Genomic DNA, 22011 nt, shown 5'->3' on the forward strand with positions numbered 1-22011 from the left:
TTCCTTGGCGGACGGGTTCAGCGGCGACCCGCGATGGTCTCCTCGACCCATTGGCGCAGCGCGTGGGCGGGGGCGGCGCCGGCCTGTCGCGCGATCACCTCTCCCTGGTCGAGAAGGAGCAGGGTCGGCATGGCCTGCACCTGGAATCGCTGGGACAGCCTGGGGGCCTGGTCGACATCGACCTTGACGAGTTTGATCTTTCCGGCGAGCTCGCGGGCGACCTGTTCCAGCGCGGGGCTGACCATGCGGCAGGGACCGCACCAGGTGGCCCAGAGGTCGACGAGGACGATGGGCACCGCCTTGTCGGCGATCTCAGCGAAGTCGTCATCGCCGGCATCGACGATCCAGGGCAACGGGGTACCGCAGTTTCCGCATGTGGGGCGCCCGTCCCCCGCTGCCGGCACCCGGTTCTTGCGGCCGCACGAATCACAGACGACCGTCGTGCTCCGGTTCGTTGTCACCGTGCTCACGCAGCCATTCCATGGTCGGCCTGGGCCGGCCTGTCGTACGTCACGACCAGTTCACCGTTCTGGGCGTCGACCCGGATCGCCGAGCCGTCCTGTACATCGCCGCGGATCAGGGCCCGCCCGACGAGTGTTTCGACCTCGTGCGAGATGTAGCGGCGCAGCGGCCGTGCCCCGTAGACGGGGTCGAAGCCCTGCTGGGCGATGAGCTCGCGGGCCCGCTCGGTGAGGTCGACGGTGATCTGGCGTTCGGCCAGGCGCCGGCGCAGGTCGTTGAACTGCAGCTCGACGATGCGCTTGATCTGGTCCATGCCCAGCGGCTTGAACAGCACGACGTCGTCGACGCGGTTGAGGAACTCGGGGCGGAAGTGGCTTTGCAGTTCGCCCATGACCAGGGCCCGTGCCTCGGGTTTGATCTCACCCTCGGGGGTCACCGCGTCGAGCAGATGGGCGGATCCGATGTTGGAGGTCATGATGACGACGGTGTTGCGGAAGTCGACGGTGCGGCCTTGGGCGTCGGTGATCCGGCCGTCGTCGAGTACCTGCAGCAAGGTGTTGAAGACATCGGCGTGTGCCTTCTCGACCTCGTCGAACAGCACCACGGAGTAGGGCTTGCGGCGTACCGCCTCGGTGAGCTGACCGCCCTCCTCGTAGCCGACGTATCCGGGCGGCGCTCCGACCAGTCTGCTGACGGTGTGCCGTTCCTGGTACTCGCTCATGTCGAGGCGGACGATGCTCTCCTCGGTGTCGAACAGTGCCGCGGCGAGCGCCTTGGCCAGTTCGGTCTTTCCGACGCCGGTGGGGCCGAGGAAGATGAACGAGCCGATGGGACGGCGCGGGTCGCGGATGCCGGAGCGGGCCCGGATGATGGCGTCGGTGACCAGCTTGACGGCCTCGTCCTGGCCGATCACCCGCTCGGTGAGGATCTCGTCGAGCCGCAGCAGCTTCTCCCGCTCGCCTTCCTGGAGCCGGGTCACCGGGATGCCGGTCCAGGCGGCGACGATCTCGGCGATCTCGTCCTCCGTGACGACCTCGCGCAGGAGCCGGGTATCGCCCTGCTTGGCGGCGAGCGCCTCCTCTTCGGCGGCCAGCCGGCGTTCGAGTTCGGTGAGTGTGCCGTAGCGCAGTTCGGCGGCGCGGTTGAGGTCGTAGTTGCGTTCGGCCTCCTCCGCCTCCTGACGCACCTGTTCCAGTTCCTGACGCAGCTCCTGCACTCGCCGGATGGCCTGGCGTTCGGCCTCCCACTGGGCGTTCATGGCGTCGGCCTCGGCGCGCAGGTCGGACAGTTCGCGCCGGAGCTCCTCCAGCCGCTTACGGCTGGCGGCGTCGGTCTCCTTTGCGAGGGCCGCATCCTCGATCTCCAGACGGGTCACCCGGCGGGTGATCTCGTCGAGTTCGGCCGGCATGGAGTCGATCTCGGTGCGCAGCCGCGCGCATGCCTCGTCGACGAGGTCGATCGCCTTGTCCGGCAGGAAGCGGTCGGAGATATAGCGGTGGCTGAGGGTGGCCGCGGAGACCAGCGCGGTGTCCTGGATCTTCACGCCGTGGAAGACCTCGAGACGTTCGCGCAGGCCGCGGAGGATGGAGACGGTGTCCTCCACGCTCGGCTCGTCCACCAGGACCTGCTGGAAGCGGCGTTCGAGGGCGGCGTCGGACTCGACGTGCTTGCGGTACTCCTCCAGCGTGGTGGCGCCGATCATGTGCAGCTCACCGCGGGCGAGCATCGGCTTGAGCATGTTGCCGGCGTCCATCGCGCCCTCGGCGCCGCCGCCGGCTCCGACGACGGTGTGGAGTTCGTCGACGAAGAGCAGGATGCGCCCCTCGGCGGCCTTGACCTCGCTCAGCACGGCCTGGAGTCGTTCCTCGAACTCACCGCGGTATTTGGCGCCCGCCACCAGCGAGCTCATATCGAGGGAGAAGATGGTCTTCTCGCGCAGCCCCTCGGGGACGTCGCCGCGGACGATCCGTTGCGCCAGGCCCTCCACGATGGCCGTCTTGCCGACGCCCGGATCGCCGATCAGCACGGGGTTGTTCTTCGTCTTGCGGCTGAGGATCTGGGTGACGCGGCGGATCTCCGCGTCCCGGCCGATCACCGGGTCCTTCTTGCCGCTGCGCGCCTCGGCGACCAGATCACGGCCGTACTTCTCCAACGCCTCGTACGCGGCCTCGGGCGTCGCCGAGGTGACCCGCTGGTTGCCGCGGATGCGGGTCAGCGCGGACAGGAAGACGTCCTTGGTGATGCCGTGTTCCTTGAGCAGCCGTCCCGCCGCGGTCCTGGAGCCCTCATCGGCCAGTGCCAGGACGAGGTGCTCCACGGACACATATTCGTCCTTGAGCCGCTTGGCCTCCTGCTCGGCGGTGTCCAGCAGCTTGGCCAGCCGCTGGGTGACGTACACCTGGCCGGGTGTGGCGCCGGGTCCGGTCACCTTCGGTCTGCGTGACAGCTCGCTCATGAGCGAGGCGCGCAACGCCTTGGTGTCGGCGCCCGCTTGGTCGAAGAGCCGCGGCACCAGCCCGTCCGGCTGGTCGAGGAGGGCGAGCAGCAGATGCTCACCGTCGACCTCGGTCTGGTCCATCCGGCCGGCGATCGTCTGCGCTTCCTGAAGGGCTTCCTGGGACTTCTGGGTGAGCCGGTTCATATCCACGATTCATCACTCCTCGAGCCGGCGTTGCTGCGTCGCAACGCGGCCTCCAGCTCGCTGATCCGGTCGAGCAGGTCGAGCACCAGACCGAGGGAGGCGTAGTTGAGGGGGAGTCCGGCCCGTAGCCGTTGGATGCGGGCGAGAGTTGCGGGCGCGCCCGGGTCGAACCACAGCCGCCCGCTGTGGTCGCGGGTGGCGTCGACCAGGCCGAGGGTGACGAACCGCCGGACGAGATCGGGGTGGAGTCCGGAGCGCCGGGCCACGACGTCCAGGCTGAGTCTGTCGACGGGCGCGAGGGCGTAGTTGCGGACAACGACGTTCAGGGGCCGCTGCTTGTCCGGCGCCGTCGGCCGGCGATGCCCGGCCTCCGGCCCGGCGGCAGCGCGCCGCGGATCATGGGTCATCCTGGCTTCCTCGGGTCGAAGGTGGACACGGCGGCCAGCTCCTCGAAGAGCTCACGCTCCCGGTCGCCGAGTTCGGGCGGCACCATGATCCGGACCTCCGCGTAGAGATCTCCGTTGGTGCCACGGGGGTTGGGCATGCCCTCGCCGCGCAGCCGCAGCCGGCGGCCGCTGGACGAGCCCTTGGGAACGGTGACTTTGGCGGTGCCGCCGGGCGTGGGTACCGGTACCGTCGCGCCGAGCGCCGCCTCCCAGGGCGTGACGGGAAGCGCGACGTGGATGTCCCGGCCCTCCAGGCGGAATCGCGTATCGGGCTTGATCCGTACGCGGAGGTACAGATCTCCCGGGGGACCGTCGTCGCTGCCCCTGCCGCCTTCCCCGGCCAGCCGGATGCGCTGTCCGTCGACCACGCCACGTGGGATGTTGACGTCGTAGGTCTGCTGTCCGCCGAGCCCGGCGAGGGTGATGCTGCGACGGCCGCCGTGGTAGGCATCCTCGACACTGAGCTGGATCTCGGCCTCCTGGTCGGCCCCGGGAACCGGGCCCCAGCGTCCGCCGCCTCCGCCGCGGCCGTACATCCCGCCGAACAGGTCCTCGAAGCTGATGCCGGAGCCGTCGAATCCCTCGCCGAAGTCGGTGAACCGGACCCGGCCGCCGCCGGTGGACCGGCCGCGGCCGCGGGCTCCCGCCCCGGCCCCCACGCCCGCGCCCACCCGTTCTTCCCAGTCCTCCGGGATCTGCCGGAAGTCCTCGCCGAAGCGGTCGTAGCGCTTGCGCGTCTTGGGGTCGGACAGCACGCTGTACGCCTCGTTGAGCTCCTTGAAACGCTCCTCGGCCTGCGGGTCCTTGTTGATGTCGGGGTGGTGTTTGCGGGCCAGCTTGCGGAATGCCTGCTGGATGTCGTCGGAGCTCGCGTTGTGCTGCACCCCGAGCACGTCGTAGTAGTCCCGTGCCATGGGGCGTCACTCCTGCCGCTTGCTGACCATGACGGCCGCGGGGCGCAGCTGCCGGCTCCCCTCGCCGTAGCCGGGACGTATCACCTGCACGACGGTGTTCGGCTCGGCATCGGGGTCGTCGACGGTGCCGACGACCTCGTGCACGGCCGGGGCGAACGGCACTCCGGTCTCCTCGTAGCGGGGATACCCGAACCGGCGGAGCACATCGACGGCCTGGTCGCGTACGGCCTTGACACCTTCGACCACGGCGGACGGATCGGATCCGGCATGGGCGAGCGCCAGGTCCAGATTGTCGACCACCGGCAGCCAGGCCGCCGCGGTACGGGCGCGTTCCTCGTTCCGTACGGCGTCCAGTTCCTTGGCGTGGCGCTTGCGGAGGTTGTCGAGGTCCGCGAGGGCGCGGCGCCAGCGGTCCTGGAGTTCGTCGAGGGCCGCGGCGTGGTCGTCCACCTCCGGCTGCTCCGGGGGCAGGGCCTGGCTCAGCTCGTCCTGCGGCGTCGTCGGCTCCTGTTCGGTGGACATCGCCGCACCTCAGCTCTTGTCGAATTCGGCGTCGACCACGTCGTCGTCGGATCCGGCGGAGCTGCCCGAAGCAGTGCCTGCCCCGGCGTCCGCCGTGGCGCGCTCCTCCGCGGACGGGCCCGCGCCTGCCTGGTGGGAGGCCAGTGAGGCGTGGATCTGCTGGAGTTCGGAGGTCAGCGACCTGACCTTGTCGAGCGGCGCTTCTCCCTTGACGGCTTCCCGGGCGTCGGTGACGAGCATCTCGGCCCGTGCCTTCTCGTGCGCGGGTGCGGCGTCGCCCAGCTCGTTCAGCCGGCGTTCGACCTGGTAGGCGACGGCGTCCAGTTCGTTGCGGGCGTCCACGGCCTCGCGCAGCGCCTGGTCCTCGCCGCGGTGCGCTTCGGCCTCCTGGACCATCCGCTCGACCTCGCTCTGGTCGAGGTTGGAGCCCTCGCTGATGGTGATGCCCTGCTCGGCGCCGGTGTCCTTGTCACGCGCGGTGACGTTCAGGATGCCGTTGGCGTCGACGTCGAAGGTGACCTCGACCTGCGGCTCGCCACGAGGCGCGGGGCGGATGTCCTTGAGCTGGAAGCGGCCCAGGACGCGGTTGTCCCTCGCGAGCTCGCGCTCTCCTTGCAGGACGACGATGTCGACGGCTTCCTGGTTGTCCTCGGCGGTGGAGAAGGTCTCCGTGCGACGGACCGGGATGGTGGTGTTCCGCTCGATGATCTTGGTCATCACACCGCCGCGGGTCTCCACGCCCAGCGACAGCGGGATGACGTCGAGCAGCAGGACGTCCTTGACGTCGCCTTTGAGCACTCCGGCCTGGATCGCGGCGCCCATGGCCACGACCTCGTCGGGGTTGACGCTCATGTTCGGGTCCTTGCCACCGGTCAGCCGGCGGACCAGGTTCTGTACGGCGGGGATGCGGGTGGAGCCGCCCACGAGGATGACCTCGTCGATATCGCTCTCGCTGATCTTGGCGTCGGCCATCGCCTGCTTGACCGGTTCCATGGTCCGCTCGACCAGGTCGGACGTGATCTGCTCGAACGTGGACCGCATGACCGTCTCGGTCAGATGCTTCGGGCCGGCGGCGTCCGCGGTGATGAACGGCAGGCTGACCTGCGTCTGGGTGACCGAGCTGAGTTCGGTCTTGGCCTTCTCCGCGGCCTCGAAAAGCCGTTGCAGGGCCTGCGGGTCGTTCCGCAGGTCGATGCTGTTGTCGCGTTGGAAATTGTCCGCCAGGTGGTCCACCAGCCGCCGGTCGAAGTCGTCACCGCCCAGGTGGCTGTCGCCCGCGGTGGACCGGACCTCGACCACCCCGTCGCCGACGTCGAGCAGGCTGACGTCGAAGGTGCCGCCGCCCAGGTCGAAGACGAGCACGGTCTCGTGCCCCTTCTTGTCCAGCCCGTAGGCGAGGGCCGCCGCCGTGGGCTCGTTGATGATGCGCAGGACCTCCAGTCCCGCGATGCGTCCCGCGTCCTTTGTCGCGGTGCGCTGGGCGTCGTTGAAGTAGGCGGGGACGGTGATGACGGCTTCCGTCACCTTCTCGCCCAGCTGCTTGGCGGCGTCGTCGGCGAGCTTGCGCAGGACCTGTGCGCTGATCTCCTCGGGCGCGTACAGCTTGTCGCGTACCTCGAAGCGCGCATTGCCATGGTCATCGGCGACCACGTCGAAGCCGACGGCCTTCGCCTCGTCGGAGATCTCGTCGTAGCGGCGGCCGATGAAGCGCTTCGCCGAGTAGATGGTTCCCTTGGGGTTGAGGATCGCCTGGCGGCGGGCCAACTGGCCCACGAGCCGCTCGCCCGAGTCGGTGAACGCGACGACTGAAGGGGTCGTGCGGCTGCCCTCGGAGTTCGGGAGAACCGTCGCCTCACCGCCCTCCCACGCGGCGATCACCGAGTTGGTGGTTCCGAGGTCAATGCCGACTGCCTTAGCCATGGGGATACTCCTTCATCGAAAGTCACGGAAGTGTTCGCGCGCCCTGTGCCGCGGGGTCTCACTTCTCGGTGGCGGTGGTGCCGGCCGCCGCGCTCCCGAGCCGGTTGAGCAGCTTGGCGGCCTGATCGGCCACCTCGGCGTCCGCCACGACCTCGTACCGGCTCGGCTGCATCGTGCTGACCGAAGCGAAGTCGCGGCGCCCGCGCTGCACGCTGTACAGGAGCAGTCCGAGCAGCGTGCCGATCACTGCGCCGAAGATCAGCCCGTAAAGGGCCAGCAACAGCGACGACAGCACCGGGTCGAGCCAACTGAGCAGGCCGAAGAGCCAGCCGATCAGTGCACCGGGGAGCGCTCCGGACGCGGCCCCGCTCAGCGCCGCCCTGCCATATCCGACACGGCCGACGACTTGTTCGACGAGTTGCAGGTCGTGGCCGATGATGGCGACTCGTTCCACCGGGAATTCCTGGTCGGACAGGTAATCGACGGCGCGTTCCGCCTCCGCGTAGGTGGGGTAGGACGCGATGGGCCGACGATCCTGCTGGCTCATGTCCCCTCCTCCCGGCGACACGCCACTGCTAGGGGTTCACGGCTGACCGCTTCAGTCTCGCCATCGCAGGCGACCCGCGGCCTGCGCCTGCGAGGCCGAAATCCGCAGGGGATCTCGGTCTGCCAGGGTGAGCTGATCGAGGCCGACATATCCGACAATCTGCGCCATTGGGTACTGTGGATCCCGGGCGGCTCCCTTAGAAAGGCCCGTGATCCCACCATGACCACCACCTCGGGCACGACGGGCCGGTCCCCCCGGACCAGCTGGGGCCGCGAGCACCTGGCGAACCTGTACAGCCTTTTCGTGCTCTCGATGATCATGAATGACGCACCGGACGAGAGCGACGTCCTGACGCGGGCCCTCACGGCCGTTGGCACCCTCGGTCCGTGCCGCGCCGAGGCCGCCTACCTCACGCTCGACAACGGCCTGACCCGCACACCCGCCGACTGGCCCCACACACCCCACCTCGATGCCCAGGTCCGGAGACTGGGCGGTCGGGGCGGGCCGGTCACGGTGCCGGACCGGGAATGGGGCTGGAGCCTCGCGCTGCGCAGCACGGCGGACGCCATCGGCCACCTGGTGGTCAGTGCGCCGTCCCAGCCCACCGATGACGAGTACTTCCTGGTGCAGGTCCTGGCTCAGCAGACCGCGGCGGCCCTGACGCAAGCCATGGCCCGGCGCACGGAACGCGACCGTGCACAGCGATTGCGGCAGCTCAGCGATGACCGCGCGGTCACGAACGCCCGGCTCACCACGTCCGTCTCCGAACTGGAGCATCAGCGCTCCGTCCACGAGATGCTCAGCGACGCCTCCGCGAACGACGACGGCGTACAGGGCATCGCCGAGGCCCTCCACAGGCTCACCGGCTACCCGGTCGCCATCGAGGACCGCTTCGGCAATCTGCGGGCCTGGGCGGGCCCGGGCCGCCCCGACCCCTATCCCAAACCCGAGGCGACCCCGCACGAAGAGCTTCTACAGGATGCGGCCCGCCGGCAGCGGCCGGTGCGGGTGGCGGAACAGGTCATCGCGCTGGCCCAGCACCGTGGTGAGGTCCTCGGCACCGTTGCCCTGATCGACCCCGAAGCAGGCTCCGGCGAGGAAGAACGGTTCGCCCTGGATTACGCCAGCACCGCGCTGGCCCTGGAACTGGCCCATCTGCGCAACCTCGCCGAGGTGGAACTGCGGCTACGACGCGAACTCGTGGACGACCTGATCACCGGCACCGACGACGCGAGCGCCTACGCCCGGGCCGCCGCCGTAGGCCATGACCTGCACGGTCCGCACTATCTCGCCGCCGTGCAATGGACGGGCCGGCCGGCCGACGACACCTTCGTGCAAGCGGTCGGCAGGTCGGCAGCCGGGCTGCGGATGCGGTCACTGCTGGCCAGACTGTCCGGGATGGCCGTCCTCGTACTGCAAGGCCGTCCCCAGGCGAAGGCCCTGCACGAGGCAGTGGGCCGCGAACTCGGCTCGCCCACCGGCTCGATCGGTGTGGGCGGCCGCTGCGACACCCCGAGCGAGATCCCCCGCTCGTTCCAGGAAGCGTTGCGCGCCCTGGAGGTCCGCCAGCGCTCGCAGTCCCCCCACGGCGCCACGACCTTCGACGAACTGGGTCTCTACCGCATCCTGGGGCCGGGCGGCGGCTACCGGGAGGTCGAGCAGTTCGTCCGTGAGTGGCTCGGCCCGCTCCTGGACTATGACGCCGCACACCACTCGGAGCTGGTCCAGACCCTCTCCCAGTACTTCGAGTGCGGTGGCAACTACGACGCCACGGCAGCTGCCCTGGCGATCCACCGCAGCACCCTGCGCTACCGGCTCCAGCGCATCCGCGAGGTCAGCGGCAGTGACCTCGGGGACGTCGACAGCCGGCTGAACCTGCACGTCGCCACCCGGGTGTGGAAAGTCCTGGGCGGCCGACCCTGACCAGGAGGCGAGCGATGCACCGGCGGACAGCGGACACTCCCGTGGCCGCTGTCGCTCACCTGGGCGGAGTACCACTGACTCCCGGCGACCACATCTGTGCCCTGTACCGGGGGCGTGCCGAGCGGGACCAGCTCATGATCCCCTTCTTGGCGGAGGGCCTGAGTGCAGGGCACATCTGCCTCCTCTTGGGCGCCGAGGGCGACGGCTGTACTTTTCGCGACGTCCTGGCCTCGCACGCCCCCGCGGTGGCCCCGGGCGGCAACAGCCTCCAGATCAGGGGCCCGAATGAGTATCTGCGGGACGGGACCTTCGATGGAGACCGCGCACTGGCCCGGCTCTCCGCATGGTCGGACGAGATGTTCCCGTCCGGCAACGACACCTGCGCCCGGCTCGTCGCCGATATGAGCTGGGCCCAGCCCTTGGTGCAGCCCGCCTTCGTCCAGGGCCTGGTCCGGTACGAGATGCACGTGACCCGGTGGCTGCGGTCGTATCCCCAGGTGGGGATGTGCATGTACGACCTGGAGACGTTCCACAGTGACCTGATCGTCCCACTGATCAAGGCCCATCCGAAGGTCTGGCTGAAGGGCATGATCATGGAAAATCCGTACTTCCTCGATCCCGATGAGGAGACCGGGCCACCGGCCCCCGGGGAGACCTGACACCCTCATCCCTCACCGTTCACCGCTCACGCTCACCGCTCCGGCCGTGCGCACATCCCGCCGTCCGGTTCCGGCACGAAACCCCGGCTTGCCGCACGGAACGCGGCGCTGCCTATCCGACGTCCTTGGGTGGCGGAGCCGGGCCGTCACCGCGCCCCCGCCGGAGTTCCTGTTCCCCTTCGGCATCTGCCGCCTCTTCCTCGGGTGCCGGTCGCTCCTGTCGGTTCTCCCGCGCCTCCCGGACCGGCTCGACATCCCGTTCCAGCGGTGTCGTGCCCAGCGCGGCCGTCAGCTCCTCCAGGGCCCCCAGCAAAAGTTCCGCGCCACGCCGCACCACCGGATCATCACCGTCGTCCGCGCCCTCCCAGGCGTCGAGCGCCGCCGCTACCCGCTCCCATCCCGGGGCCCGCCGCTCGCGCACGTCCCGGGCCGCACGCGCGGTGTCCGCCCGCAGGGCCGCCGCGAACAGTGCGGCTTCCGGGACGGGCCGCACCCCTGGCCCCGGCAGATGGGCCTCCAGAAGCATCGCCGCCCGCCCCATCGACTTGAGCGCCTCATACGCGTCCTGGGCCGCACTGCGGGTCAGTCCACGATGCTTCACCGGCTCTTGCTTGGCCCGCTCGAAAGCCTCGTCCCACGCGGCCTCCTTCTTACGGGCGGCAAGCAGTGCCTGCCGCACTTGCGCGCGATGCCCGCCGCCGGGATCCGCGTAGCCGCCGACCACCGCCGCCGCGTACCGCCCGTTCGCGGCGAGCCAGTCCGCGAGATGGTCCAGCAGCCGCGGGGTCTCCCAGGCCGGAAAGACCACATAGGCCAGCATCGCGAGCGCACCGCCGAGCAGGGTCAGCAGCACTCGGTCCCGCACCGTCTGGTGCCACTCCTCGCCCCCCATCCCGAGCAGGAAGACGACATACGCTGCGGCGAAGGACTGCGAGACCGCGTACCCGGTGCGCATCAGCAGGTACATCAACCCGGCCGAGAACACGGCCAGCCCGCCGGACAGATATGCGCCCGGGTGAGCCAACTGCACCACTCCGGTGGCCAGGCCGACGCCGACGAGAGTGCCGGAGAACCGGGCCACGGCACGGGAGTAGGTCTGGTGGAAGTCGGGCCGCAGCACCATGACGGAGGTGACCGGCACCCAGTAGCCGTGGCCCAGTGGAAGCGCATTGCCGAGCAGGTAGCCGAGGCAAGCCGCCCCGGCGAGACGTACAGCGTGCCGGAGAACGGTCGAGTCCCAGGTGAGCTCGCGGCGCATCGCACGCAGCACGACCGGCACCATCCGGAACATGGTCGGACGCACCAGTGCCGGGGCGTTCGCCGCGTGAGTGTCGCTGCTGTCCGCGGTCTCCACGACCTCGCGCAGCAGATCGAACAGCCGCACCGCTGCCAGCCGCGCCGGCCCCCGCAGCACCTCGTCCTCCCCGCTCCGGAGGGCCTCCATGGCTTCGGAGGGCGCCCGGACCGGGGTACCGCGGCGGATCGAGTGGGCAGCGGCGTCCAGCACCTCGCCGGCCGCCTTCAGGAGTTCCCGCGCCCGGTCGCGTTCCGGCCCCTCCGCCGGAGCGCCGATCCGGGGGTCGGCGAGGGAGGCGAGGACCGGGCGGATGCGCTCGGCCAGGCCGCGGGGGCCGTGCAAGGCGGCGGGCCGCCGGCGCGCCTGCCACGGCGTGACCGCGGCGGCGTCGCGGGCCGTCATCATCGGTTCCGGGGCGAAGGGGACCACCGGATCGTGCCGCAGCCGCCGGGCGTAGTCGGCCACGGCGGCGAGGGCGCTGGCGAGCGCATCCCGGTGCGCTCCCCAGCGGCGGATCGGGAACAGCAGGATCAGCGTCGCTTGCACCACACCGCCGAAGGCGATCACCGCGGCGTGCTCCAGCGCCTGCACCACGGTGGTCGGCAGGGTGATGGTCACCAGCATGATGCCGATCGTGGTGGCCGCGACGATCCCGGCGGTCGAGCCCGCGGCCCAGGCCATTCCGGCGCCAAAGGACCACACGGCGAGCAGCAGGAGGAACGGCAGGGGGTGCGCCCCCGCCAGATATCCCAGGAAGGTGCTGAGCGCCAGGCCCGCGCCGGCGGCCAGCGCGAGCACCTTGCGCGGGCGCCAACTCCGCTGGAACGTGGCGGTGCCGGCCGAGAAGGCTCCGAACGCGGCGGACGCGGCATAGGCCGGGGAGACAAGCCACAGCGCGAGCCCGATCACGGTTGCCACTCCGGCCGCGGCGCGCAGCGCGACCAGCGGCTCGAGCCGGGTCCTCTCAATGGTCAGCCCGGAGCGCACGATCAGCCCCAGCGCCCGCAGCCACGTCACGGCGCCGAGCTTAGGGCGAGGCCGGGGCCGTCCGCCGTCAGCCGCACCGTGCACCCGTCCACGTGAGCTACCACGCGGTGCCGCCCGGGGACGCGAGGAGTCCGGCCGGAACGCCGGCCACCAGACGGGGCGATACAGGTGCCGCTGTCACGGGCGCCGGCCCCGCGGCATCCCGATGTGTGGCGGCTGCGCTCGGGTTCCGGGAGCCGGGCAGCCAGCTGGCTGTTCGCGTGGGTGAGTGAGAGCAGCTACGTGGGATCTTCTCCATTCGGTTGTGTCATCGTCTTCATGAGGCGGGGGAGGGGGATGAAGCCCCCTTCTTGTAGGGCGCGGTGAGGGAGCGTTGCCCGGGGCGGTGCGGGGACGGCAGGCGGGGGATGAGTCCGGCTCAGGAAAGGACCTCCAGCATTCCGTGCACATGGGCCACGGCAACCTCTATGTCGGTGTGCTTGTACTGCCCGGCGCGTGACTCCGCGGAGAGGACTCCGCAGCGGTGCACTTTCTCGAAGTCGCCATAGGGGAACTTGTACCGGCCTTTGTTCTCTTCGTTTTGTTCGTCGTCTTCGCCGAGGTACCACTTCCGGTATTCGGCGAAGCCGTGCTGCTCCAGGTAGCGGTTCTCCTCCTCGGCCGAGGGGCGGTGTTCGCTCCACTCGTCCCGGTCGTCGAGGACCACCTGCCGTTCCGTGACCAGCTTCTTCGCGTGCTCAAAGGCTGGTCCATGACTCATACGGCGAGGTAACGCTTCGCGTCCTCTTGGTTACGCCATTTTACGCCGCCGCCAGGCGGCTCTCACGGCCAATTCCGGGAACGTTCCGATCGCTTGGCCTGTCAGGTGGAATAAGCCCCAAGGCTTCGGCCTGGCATGCGCAGGCGTGCTCCGGAGGTGTCTGGAATGCTGGAACCGGCAATTGCGCGCCGGTGGGCGGACAGCCGCCGGTGTGGGGTAGTCACCGAGGGCGAGGAGGCGAAAGGCATGACCGTGATGGGCGTGTCCAGGTTCGAAAGGTTCTTCCGTGCCGCCGCAAGTCTCGACGTGGACAAGAACGATCTGAAGCGGTACAGCGACTTCGTCGACGGCAAGCTCTACGATCTCCTGCTCGTCGCCCAGGCCGCGGCCAAGGCGAACGACCGGGACATCGTCGAACCGTGGGATCTACCGATCACCAAGGGGCTTCAGGAGAGCATTCACCGGTTCCGGCAGCTGGACGAGGAGGTCGAGCTCAAGCCGATCCTCGAGCAGTTGGCCGCGCATCCCCTGCTCGACCGGGCACCCAGTGAGGAGACCGAGGCCCGGTACCCGGAGATCATCGGCGGGCTGAGCGTGGCACTCGCCGAAACCTTCAAGATCATGTACCCCGACGTCAAAAACCCCCAGACCAAGCACTGGGAGGGCGCGACCGCCATCTTCGACCTGCTCCTGTAGCCGGCCCTGCCCGGGTTGCGCAGGTCACCCCTCCCCGCCGCCTTTTGCGGCGCCGGGTCCGTGAGGCCGTCGGCCACACAGACCGTGGCAGAAGCTGGGCCGGAGGTCTCAACGGCCGCTCCAGGTCGGTGAGGAAGACGCCGATGTCCCGGTCGCCGTCCTCCAGGCGAGTGCCGACGATTTCGGCCACGTCGGACACGTCGACCGGCTCGTCCGCCACCAGGGGCGCCGTCACGGTGTCCGCCCGCCCGCGGATGCCCCTGGCGATGCGGCGGCGCAGATCCTCCGGCAATGTCGCGCCTCGTCCCTTCCCCCGGGCTGCCACCATAGGGAGGGTCCGCCCGTTCACCCGTTCGGCAGCACGCCGCGCCTGCGGGCCGGGGCGCCCTTAGCATGCTGACTGTGCGACCCATTCTTCCGAAGGTCGAGGGCGGCCGGGTACAGGGCTTCCTGCAACTCGTCGAGGACGGCATCCACCTCGTCGTCGCAGCGCTCCTCGTAGTTCTCGCGGGGCTCCTGGCCGTCGGGGTCGTCCACGACGTCATCAGGTCGATCCAGGGGCCGTACCGCGAGGATGCGGCCGTTCTCTCCGCCCTGGACAACGGCCTTGTGCTGTTCATCGTGGCCGAGCTGCTCCACACCGTCCGCCTCACCATCAGGAACCAGACCCTCGACGCGGAGCCGTTCCTCGTCGTCGGCCTGATTGCCGGCATCCGCAAGGTGCTCATCGTGACGGCCGAGGCGGAGAAGTCCTTCCGGTGGAACGTCGAGGGGATCGAACTGCTCATCCTGGCGGGGCTGATCCTCGTGATGGCGACAGCGGCGTACGTGTGGCGGCGCTCGACGCGGCCGGGAGACTACTTCCCGCTCCAGGAGGCGGGGCGCTCCCCGGCGCCGGCGCCGTCATCCCCCTCGGTGCGCGGGTCCTGATCCGTCAACCTTCCGCCTCCACGGCCGCCCGCACCCGCTGCTCTTCGCGAGCAGAGCCGACGTCACGTTCCAGGGGCGTGCGGCTCACGGCCGTGGCGAGGTCCGGAACAGCTCAGGGCCACGTTCAGCATGCGGCGGCCGTCCGCCGGGTCGTCGATGCGTAGCAGGAAGTAGGAGCCGGTGTAGGGCGGGGGGCCGTTGCCGCAGCACCGTGCCCTGCATGTCTGCCAGGTCCAGAACCTGTGCCTGGTCGTCCTCCACATCGCACCCGTCCAGCGCGGTGGGCGTGCAGGCCCCCGGAGACTCTCCGAAGCTGGATCAGGCGGTTACCTCTCACCGAAATGGAGACATCATGAGCATTACCGTTGGTGCTCAAGGTGTTCTCCGCGGGATGTTCGGCGCTGACCGGGGTGGAGGCCATCGCCAACGCCGTTCCGATGTTCCGCCAACCACGCGTCAAGCGGGCGCAACACACCGAGCTGCTGCTGGGCGCCATGCTCATCGGGCTGTCGTTGCTGATCCGCCGCCATCACGTGGAGCCACGCGGCGGTGTGACGCTGCTGGCCCAGCTGACCGCCGGCGCCTTCGGGACCGGCTGGCCCTACTACGCCATCAGCCTCATCGTCACTCTCGTGCTGGGCATCGCCGCGAACACCAGCTTCGGCGGCCTTCCGGTCCTGATGAGCGTTCTCGCCAAGGACGACCGTCTCCCTCATCTGTTCGCCCTCCGCTCGGAGCGGCCCGTCCACCGCTGGGGCGTCGTGGCACTGGCGGTGCTGGCCGGCGTCATGCTGGTCGTCGTCAGTGCCGATACCCAGCGCCTGATCCCGCTCTTTGCCATTGGCGTCTTCGTCGGCTTCACCATCAGCCAGATCGGCCTCGTCCGGCACTGGAGCATGCAACGCCCCGACGGCTGGTTGCCCCGGGCGTTGATCAACGGCGTCGGGGCTGTGCTGACCGCCGTCGCCGGGGTCGTCCTGCTCGCTACCAAGTTCCTCGCCGGCGCCTGGATCGTCGTCCTCACCGTGCCGCTGCTGATCCTGCTGTTCTCCCGGATCGAGTGCTATTACACGCGCGTTCGCGACCAACTCGAATTGGACGGCACCCCGCCACGCCCCACACGAACCCACAGTCTGGTCATCGTCCCCCTGGGCAGGGTCGACATGGTCGCCGCTGCCGCCCTCAACGCCGCGTCCTCACTGGGTGATGAGGTCGTCGTGGTCGCCGTCTTCGACGACCGGACGAAAGCAGACGCCATGCGCGCCGACTGGGCGCGATGGAACCCCGGCCCACGGCTCGACATCATCGACAGCCCTCAGCACTCCCTGGTGCATCCAGTCAGCGGCTACGTCGAGCAGGTCGCCGTACTCATTCCCCAGGCGGAACCCCTGCACGGCCGCTACCGGATTCTCCAGAACCAACGGGGCATTCTCATGGCCGGCTTGCTGAGTTCCCGCACCGACGTGGTCGTATGCCTGCTCAAACTCCAGTTGGACCTGTGACTCCGTCACTCACGTGACGGCGCCCCAGTGGCACACCATCAATAGGGGCCTGCCGGCCCGCCAGGCTTATGCACAGTTCTGACCGCCCGCGCGGTCCGGTGCCGGCCAAGCGATGCGCCATCGGGGCGGAAGGTGAACGAACATGACCGTCGCACCAAGGCGAGTTCGCTGTCTGATCTGACACCCTCACGAGCCCTGCCCCTGCCCAATCGGCGCCATCCTTGCTGAGCTGCCGGCCGGCGAGGGATCGGCCGGCTGGGCCGGGCGGGATGCCGGTGGGTGCCTCGGAGCCGGAGGCACCGGCCGCGCGTATTCAGTGCTGACTGGGGTTCGTGCCCAGGAGCCACGCGCATATCGCCCGACCGCACATGGAGCACCTGGTCGGCCAGACCAACGAGTCCTCGTCCATGGCCCAGCTCGATGGCTCGGACATCGTCTACGTTGCCCGGGTTGCCGTCCCCAAGATCATCTCGATCGCGGTGACGATCGGAACCCGCTTTCCGGCTCCCCCCCACCTCCCAGGGCAAAGTGCTCCTCGCGGCGCTGTCCCCACAGCAGCTTCGCGACGTTCTTGCGCAACCCAGCAGATCCGGGATCACCCCCCGCTGGCAGCCCGACGCGGACGAGCTCGAATCCGTGCTCCGGGAAGTCCGCGCCCGCGGTTGGGCCGTGGCGGACGAGGAACTCGCCGGCGGCATCCGGTCCGTTGCGGTGCCCGTACGGGATGGCCACGGGCAGGTGATCGCCGCCATGAACGTCACCGTGAACGCGGCCGAAACCACCCTGGAGACCCTCATTGAGAAGCATCTGCCCCGGCTCTTGCAGGCCGCGAGTGCCATAAGCGCAGACTGGGCCGCCTGGCAGAGCCTCCCTGTCACCACGGCAGGTGGCCCGAGCACCGATCAAGGTCTGCCAGGTCCCGAGTGAAGGGCTCCAAGGCGCGTACCGAGTCGTGAGGGATCCGTGGGATCCGCCTGCGCGGCAGCTCCCGGACCGGTAGATCGCCTTGCGTGACGAGAGTGCAACTCAACAACACGGACTGGGAGTTCAGCCCGAATGGCAGAGCGCGACCTGGGCTGACTGCCTACGCGGTCCGGCCGAGGCGCTGCTCGCCTGCGATCTCTTCGAGACCCGCCCGCGGACAGGACCCGCGCGCCTGTACGTCTCTACGGCCATCGAGCATTCCACCAGGCGCGTCCGGAGCCTGGGCGCCACCGCGCACCCGACCGCGGAGTGGACGTGCGTATGCAGTGCCGCCGCAGCAAGGCTCGGCCCTGTTGGTCCGCAATATGTAGATCATTCACAAAGGGAGGATCATTGAGGACAGTGGTTCTGTTTTGTCTCTCATAGGCAGGGATCGACATGGACACGCCAGGCGCGGCCGGCTCCTCCAGTGGGCCCCTCGACGAGGCGCACCCGGCACTGGCGATGGTCGATGCAGCCGGTGTGATCGTCGGCTGGAACGCCGGCGCGCACAGGTTTCTGGGCTATCCGGCCTCCGAGGTGTTGGGGCAGCCTGCGGCGTCTCTGGCGGTGGGACCCTTGCCCGAAGCGGTGCTTTCGCAGCTGTCCACGCAGCAAGGGTGGAGCGGGAACGTGGTCCTGCGCCACCGGGACGGTCGCCGGCTCGAGTCCGAGCTGCAAGCGTTCGCGCTCTCACAGCACGAGGGGGGCGACGCTCAGTGGTTCCTGGTAGCCGCGCATGCCGATTCCGCCCGGTCCTGCGACGGCGCGCTGATGCACTGGGCATTCGACCAGTCCCCGTTCGCGCTCGCGATCTACGACACCGAGGGCCGGCTGTTGCGGGCGAACGTCCGGATGGCGGGGCTGATCCGCGCCCCAGAGGAAGAGATCAGGGGGCGCCGGCTGACCGATTTCCTGGAGGGACCCGCGTACGAGGCAGCTCAGCGCTACATCGACCAAGTGGGGGCCACCGGTGAGGCCCGGACCCTTGAGAGCTACGCGCGGGTCCCGGGTGAGGAACGCCCGCATGCATGGCGGGTGGATATCGCCCCGCTCAAGGACGCGGACGGACCGGTGCGCGGGGTGAACGTCGCCGTGGCCGACGTGACCCATCAGTTTCTGGCCCGGGAGCGGCTCGCTCTGCTCGACGAGGCAAGCAGGCACATTGGCAGCAGCCTGGATGTCGGGCGTACCTGCCAGGAACTGGCAGATGTGGCCGTTCCCCGGTTCGCCGACGCCATCGGCGTCGATCTGTTCGATGTCGTGTTCCGCGGCGATGAACCGGAGGCCGGTCCGTTTGCTGACCGGGTCGTGCTGCGGCGTGCTGCGCAGCGGCAGGCGGCCGGGATCTCGGCCGGAGCCGTGGTCGAGATCGGTGAATCCCACAGTTATCCGGAGGTGTCGCCGCCCGCCCAATGTCTGTCCACCGGCCGGGCTGCCCTCCACCACCCGGCAGATGCGGATGTCGCCTGCTGGCTCGCGACGGACCCTCTCCGTGCGACCTGGGCCAAGGAACATGGCTTGCACTCGTTCCTGACGGTCCCGGTGCGGGCCCGTGGCAGCACTCTCGGCGTGGTCCACTTCAGCCGCTGCGCCCTGTCTCCGGAGCTCTTCATCGATGACGACCTGCTCATCGCCGAGGAGCTCGTCGCGCGGGCTGCGGTCTGCATCGACAACGCCCGCCGCTACACCCGCGAGCGCATCATCGCCGTGACCCTACAGCGCAGACTGCTGCCCCGTGGCCTGCCGGCGCAGGATGCCCTCGAGGTGGCGTACCGCTATCTGCCCGCCAAGACAGGCGTGAGCGGTGACTGGTTCGACGTCATTCCCCTGCCCGGGGCGCGGGTCGCCCTGGTGGTGGGCGACGTGGTGGGCCATGGTCTGCATGCCGCGGCCACCATGGGCCGCCTGCGCACCGCCGTGCACAACTTCTGTGCCCTCGACCTGGTCCCGGACGAACTCCTGGCTCACCTCGACGAGCTCGTCACGCACATCGATGCCGATGCGGCGGCCGAGGACGACGGGCACAGCGTCACGGGGGCGACCTGCCTGTACGCGATCTATGATCCGGTCTCCGGTAGCTGCACCGTGGCACGCTCCGGCCACCTCGGGCCCGCGCTGGTCCGTCCCGACGGATCCGTGGACTTCCCCGAGGTGCCTGCCTCCGTGCCCCTGGGGCTGGGAGGAGGGGAGCCCTTCGAAGTCGCGGAGTTGCAGGTGCCGGAGGGAAGCAGTCTGGTCCTGTTCACCGATGGCCTTCTCAAGGACCGCACCCGCGACATCGGTTCTGGCCTCGACCTCCTGCGCGAGACGTTGGCCGGCCACCCGGAGCGGGGCCCGGAAGAAGCCTGCCGGGCCGTCATGGACGCCGTGCTCCCGGCCCGCCCCGACGACGATGTCGCTCTGCTCGTCGCACGCACCCGCCTGCTGAATCCGGACTGCGTCGCTCAGTGGGACGTGCCCTCGGACCCCGCAGCCGTGGCACCGGTGCGAGCCAGGTGTCTGCGACAGCTGGAGATCTGGGGACTGGAGGAGACCGCCTTCGCCACCGAGTTGATCCTGTCCGAGCTGGTTACCAACGCCATCCGCTACGGCATCGCGCCCATCACCGTCCGGCTGTTGTACGACCGGCGTCTGATCTGCGAGATCGCTGACGGCAGCAGCACTTCGCCCCACCTGCGCCGGGCGGCCGCCACGGACGAAGGCGGCCGCGGGCTCTTCCTGGTCGCCCATCTCGCAGAGCGCTGGGGCACCCGCTACCTGCCGCGCGGCAAAGTCATCTGGGCCGAACAGGCCCTCCACGAGGGGGAGAAGCAGCCCGGTGAGGACCTGGCCGACATCATGTTGGAGCAGTAGGACGACCCCGGCCGGCGGCATCTCCGGGCACGAGGCCCGTCGGTGCCTGATGCGTGATCACCGGATCATGGTCGAGGTCGCCACCGACTCGGCCATCGTCGCAGTGGTGGGCGCGGGTGCGGTGCCTGGCGTCGACCGTTTCACCGAGGCAGAAGCGCGTCTTTACCGGCGAAGCGGCTGTAGATGGTGCCGACGGCCACGTTGGCGCGGAGAGCAACGTCGGCGATGGTCAGCGCGACGGCGCCGCGCTCGGCCACGAGTTCCTGGGCGGCGCCGAGGATGCGTTCCATGGCGGCGCGACTGCGCCTCTGCTGTGGGGGCCGAGGGGAGCTGTCGGTGGTCGTCACATCGCCGATTGTCGCACCCGGAGTGACTTATGTGAACGCGAACCCACATTCATGTATGGTGGAAACCACCCGAGGGAATGGCCATGCTGCCTCTGTTCCGCCGCAACGCCGAACGCATCAAGCGCAAGCGCAGTGGAGACCGGATACGGCCTCACCCACGCCGGTCGCCCCCTACCGCGAGCCTATGAACCCGAGGAATGACGGCTGATTCCGCCGGGCGGCACCGAGGTGAGGCCACGTATGCGTTCCACCTCGGCGGGAAAGAAGATCCACCGCTACTTCGAGAGGTTCACATGTCATCCGCCGCCCCCAAAACGGCACTTACCAACGTCCGCGTTTTCGACGGTCAGAGGTTGACCGACCCCACGACCGTCGTCATCGACGGCGGCACGATCGGCACCGACGCCGGCGACGCCCGGATCCTCGACGCCGGGGGCACGGTGCTGCTGCCCGGCCTGATCGACGCCCACGTCCACCTGAACGGCCCGGACCACCTCGACCAACTCGCCGCCTGGGGAGTCACCACAGGGCTGGACATGGCGAACTCACCCGAGCAACTGGCCTCGCTCCGCGACGTACCCGGCACCGCCGGCATCCGCAGCGCGGGCACTCCCGTGATCGGCCCCGGCGGCCCCCACTCCCGCTTCCTTGCGGAAGACGCCGTCATCCGCGATGCCGCCCACGCGGCCCAGTACGTCATCGACCGGATCGCCGCCGGTTCCGACTACCTCAAGATCGTCCTGGAAGCGCCCGGCGAAGGCGGTCCCGAAGCCGCCGCGGCCACGGCTCTCGTCGCCGCCGCGCACGCACGGGGGATCCGGGTGATCGCCCACGCCGCCTCACACGGCGCATTCACCATGGCCCTGGACGCCGGGGCCGACCTCGTCACCCACATCCCCCTGGGTACGCCGCTGGACCCCGCGACAGTCGAGCGCATGAGCTCCGAAGGACGTATCAGCGTCCCGACCCTGACCATGATGGAAGGCGTCGCCACCACCCGCGGCGACGAGAAGGCGTTCGCGGGATCCCTGGCGAGCGTCGCGGCCCTGCACCGCGCGGGTGTGCCGGTACTGGCCGGCACCGATGCCAATACCCAGCCCGGCGTACCGTTCCAGGTCCCCCACGGGACAAGCCTCCACCACGAACTGGAACTGCTCGTCACAGCCGGACTGACTCCCGCCGAGGCACTGCGCGCCGCCACCAGCCTCCCGGCCCGGCACTTCGGCCTCACCGACCGCGGCGCGATCGCCCCCGGCCTGCGCGCCGACCTCGTCCTGATCGACGGCGACCCCCTCGCCGACATCCGCGCCACCCGCGCCATCACCGGCGTTTGGTGCGGTGGCATCGAGCACCCCGTCGCCAGTGCCTGACACGAGGCCCTCCCGCATGGATGCAACCGCACCGGTGATCTCCTGTGAAGCCGTTGCCCTACCGATAAAGAGGCTTGCTCATGGAACGGGAGTGGGGCAGTCGGCCTGGGTCTGTGTCTCTGGAGCGGCCGCGGCGGCTCGCGGTGTGGTCAGCCCCAGGACGGGCAGCGCGACAGGGCGGCCGTACGTCGTTGGCGGTGAGGTGGCCATGCAATCCCCGGCTCTCCGCCAGAAGTTACGCGGCTGTGAGGTGCAGCCGGGCGACGCAT

At 69.4% G+C, this 22011-nt stretch carries 18 protein-coding genes; 8 read left to right on the top strand and 10 right to left on the bottom strand.

Annotated elements, in window-relative coordinates; all coding sequences use genetic code 11:
* Positions 1-17: 17 nt before the first annotated feature.
* The 7 genes from trxA to ACFWJW_RS02750 are packed head-to-tail and all read right to left on the bottom strand — an operon-like array spanning position 18 to position 7452.
* Positions 18-461: a thioredoxin gene (gene trxA, locus ACFWJW_RS02720; RefSeq protein WP_387234370.1), complete on the bottom strand. Its 444-nt coding sequence runs from the start codon at positions 459-461 to the stop codon at positions 18-20.
* A gap of 5 nt (positions 462-466) precedes the next feature.
* The gene (gene clpB, locus ACFWJW_RS02725) at positions 467-3109 is read right to left on the bottom strand and encodes an ATP-dependent chaperone ClpB (protein WP_387233878.1); all 2643 of its coding nucleotides are present in this window, start codon (positions 3107-3109) and stop codon (positions 467-469) included.
* Positions 3100-3510 (bottom strand): chaperone modulator CbpM, encoded by a 411-nt coding sequence (locus ACFWJW_RS02730; protein WP_366044797.1) that lies wholly within the window; start codon positions 3508-3510, stop codon positions 3100-3102. Before ACFWJW_RS02730 ends, clpB begins: the two co-directional genes overlap by 10 nt.
* Positions 3507-4463 (bottom strand): DnaJ C-terminal domain-containing protein, encoded by a 957-nt coding sequence (locus ACFWJW_RS02735; RefSeq protein ID WP_387233881.1) that lies wholly within the window; start codon positions 4461-4463, stop codon positions 3507-3509. The genes ACFWJW_RS02730 and ACFWJW_RS02735 overlap by 4 nt, the downstream gene beginning before the upstream one ends.
* A gap of 6 nt (positions 4464-4469) precedes the next feature.
* Entirely contained in the window at positions 4470-4985 is a 516-nt protein-coding gene (locus ACFWJW_RS02740) for a nucleotide exchange factor GrpE (RefSeq protein ID WP_387233884.1), read from the bottom strand.
* 9 nt (positions 4986-4994) lie between these two features.
* Positions 4995-6905 carry a molecular chaperone DnaK gene (gene dnaK / locus ACFWJW_RS02745; RefSeq protein ID WP_387233887.1) on the bottom strand — a complete coding sequence of 637 codons (1911 nt, stop codon included), beginning with the start codon at positions 6903-6905 and terminating at the stop codon, positions 4995-4997.
* 58 nt (positions 6906-6963) lie between these two features.
* On the bottom strand, positions 6964-7452 hold the full coding sequence (locus ACFWJW_RS02750) for a general stress protein (protein ID WP_387233890.1): 489 nt from the start codon (positions 7450-7452) through the stop codon (positions 6964-6966).
* Positions 7453-7671: 219 nt separating this feature from the next.
* Between ACFWJW_RS02750 and ACFWJW_RS02755 the strand changes: the two genes are divergently transcribed.
* Positions 7672-9375, top strand: coding sequence for a PucR family transcriptional regulator (locus ACFWJW_RS02755; protein WP_387233893.1), 1704 nt, complete (start codon positions 7672-7674; stop codon positions 9373-9375).
* Positions 9376-9389: 14 nt separating this feature from the next.
* On the top strand, positions 9390-10034 hold the full coding sequence (locus ACFWJW_RS02760) for an MEDS domain-containing protein (protein WP_387233895.1): 645 nt from the start codon (positions 9390-9392) through the stop codon (positions 10032-10034).
* Between the two features lie 112 nt (positions 10035-10146).
* Here ACFWJW_RS02760 and ACFWJW_RS02765 read toward each other — a convergent pair whose 3' ends face one another.
* Together ACFWJW_RS02765 and ACFWJW_RS02770 are read right to left on the bottom strand one after the other, a co-directional pair.
* Positions 10147-12348: an FUSC family protein gene (locus tag ACFWJW_RS02765; protein WP_387233898.1), complete on the bottom strand. Its 2202-nt coding sequence runs from the start codon at positions 12346-12348 to the stop codon at positions 10147-10149.
* Between the two features lie 388 nt (positions 12349-12736).
* A complete protein-coding gene (locus ACFWJW_RS02770; protein ID WP_387233899.1) occupies positions 12737-13078 on the bottom strand; it encodes a hypothetical protein in 342 nt (113 codons plus the stop codon).
* A gap of 246 nt (positions 13079-13324) precedes the next feature.
* On the opposite strand from ACFWJW_RS02770, the gene ACFWJW_RS02775 reads away from it, so the two are divergent.
* The 5 genes from ACFWJW_RS02775 to ACFWJW_RS02795 all read left to right on the top strand — a co-directional run bounded on the left by ACFWJW_RS02775 (position 13325) and on the right by ACFWJW_RS02795 (position 20025).
* Positions 13325-13774, top strand: coding sequence for a DUF1931 family protein (locus tag ACFWJW_RS02775; protein ID WP_018092870.1), 450 nt, complete (start codon positions 13325-13327; stop codon positions 13772-13774).
* Between the two features lie 393 nt (positions 13775-14167).
* The gene (locus tag ACFWJW_RS02780) at positions 14168-14704 is read left to right on the top strand and encodes a phosphate-starvation-inducible PsiE family protein (RefSeq protein WP_387233902.1); all 537 of its coding nucleotides are present in this window, start codon (positions 14168-14170) and stop codon (positions 14702-14704) included.
* 368 nt (positions 14705-15072) lie between these two features.
* Complete coding sequence (locus ACFWJW_RS02785) at positions 15073-16206, top strand: amino acid permease (protein WP_387233905.1); 1134 nt, start codon at positions 15073-15075, stop codon at positions 16204-16206.
* A gap of 528 nt (positions 16207-16734) precedes the next feature.
* Positions 16735-17133, top strand: a complete 399-nt coding sequence (locus tag ACFWJW_RS02790) for an IclR family transcriptional regulator C-terminal domain-containing protein (RefSeq protein ID WP_387233908.1) — start codon at positions 16735-16737, stop codon at positions 17131-17133.
* A gap of 435 nt (positions 17134-17568) precedes the next feature.
* Positions 17569-20025, top strand: a complete 2457-nt coding sequence (locus ACFWJW_RS02795) for a SpoIIE family protein phosphatase (protein ID WP_387233910.1) — start codon at positions 17569-17571, stop codon at positions 20023-20025.
* A gap of 140 nt (positions 20026-20165) precedes the next feature.
* Here the strand turns inward: ACFWJW_RS02795 and ACFWJW_RS02800 are convergent, their stop codons facing one another.
* On the bottom strand, positions 20166-20372 hold the full coding sequence (locus tag ACFWJW_RS02800) for a helix-turn-helix domain-containing protein (RefSeq protein WP_387233913.1): 207 nt from the start codon (positions 20370-20372) through the stop codon (positions 20166-20168).
* Positions 20373-20665: 293 nt separating this feature from the next.
* Between ACFWJW_RS02800 and ACFWJW_RS02805 the strand changes: the two genes are divergently transcribed.
* Positions 20666-21742 carry an amidohydrolase family protein gene (locus ACFWJW_RS02805; protein WP_387233916.1) on the top strand — a complete coding sequence of 359 codons (1077 nt, stop codon included), beginning with the start codon at positions 20666-20668 and terminating at the stop codon, positions 21740-21742.
* Positions 21743-22011: the final 269 nt, after the last annotated feature.

It is taken from the genome of Streptomyces sp. NPDC127097 (genome assembly GCF_042724075.1).
Classification (GTDB): domain Bacteria; phylum Actinomycetota; class Actinomycetes; order Streptomycetales; family Streptomycetaceae; genus Streptomyces.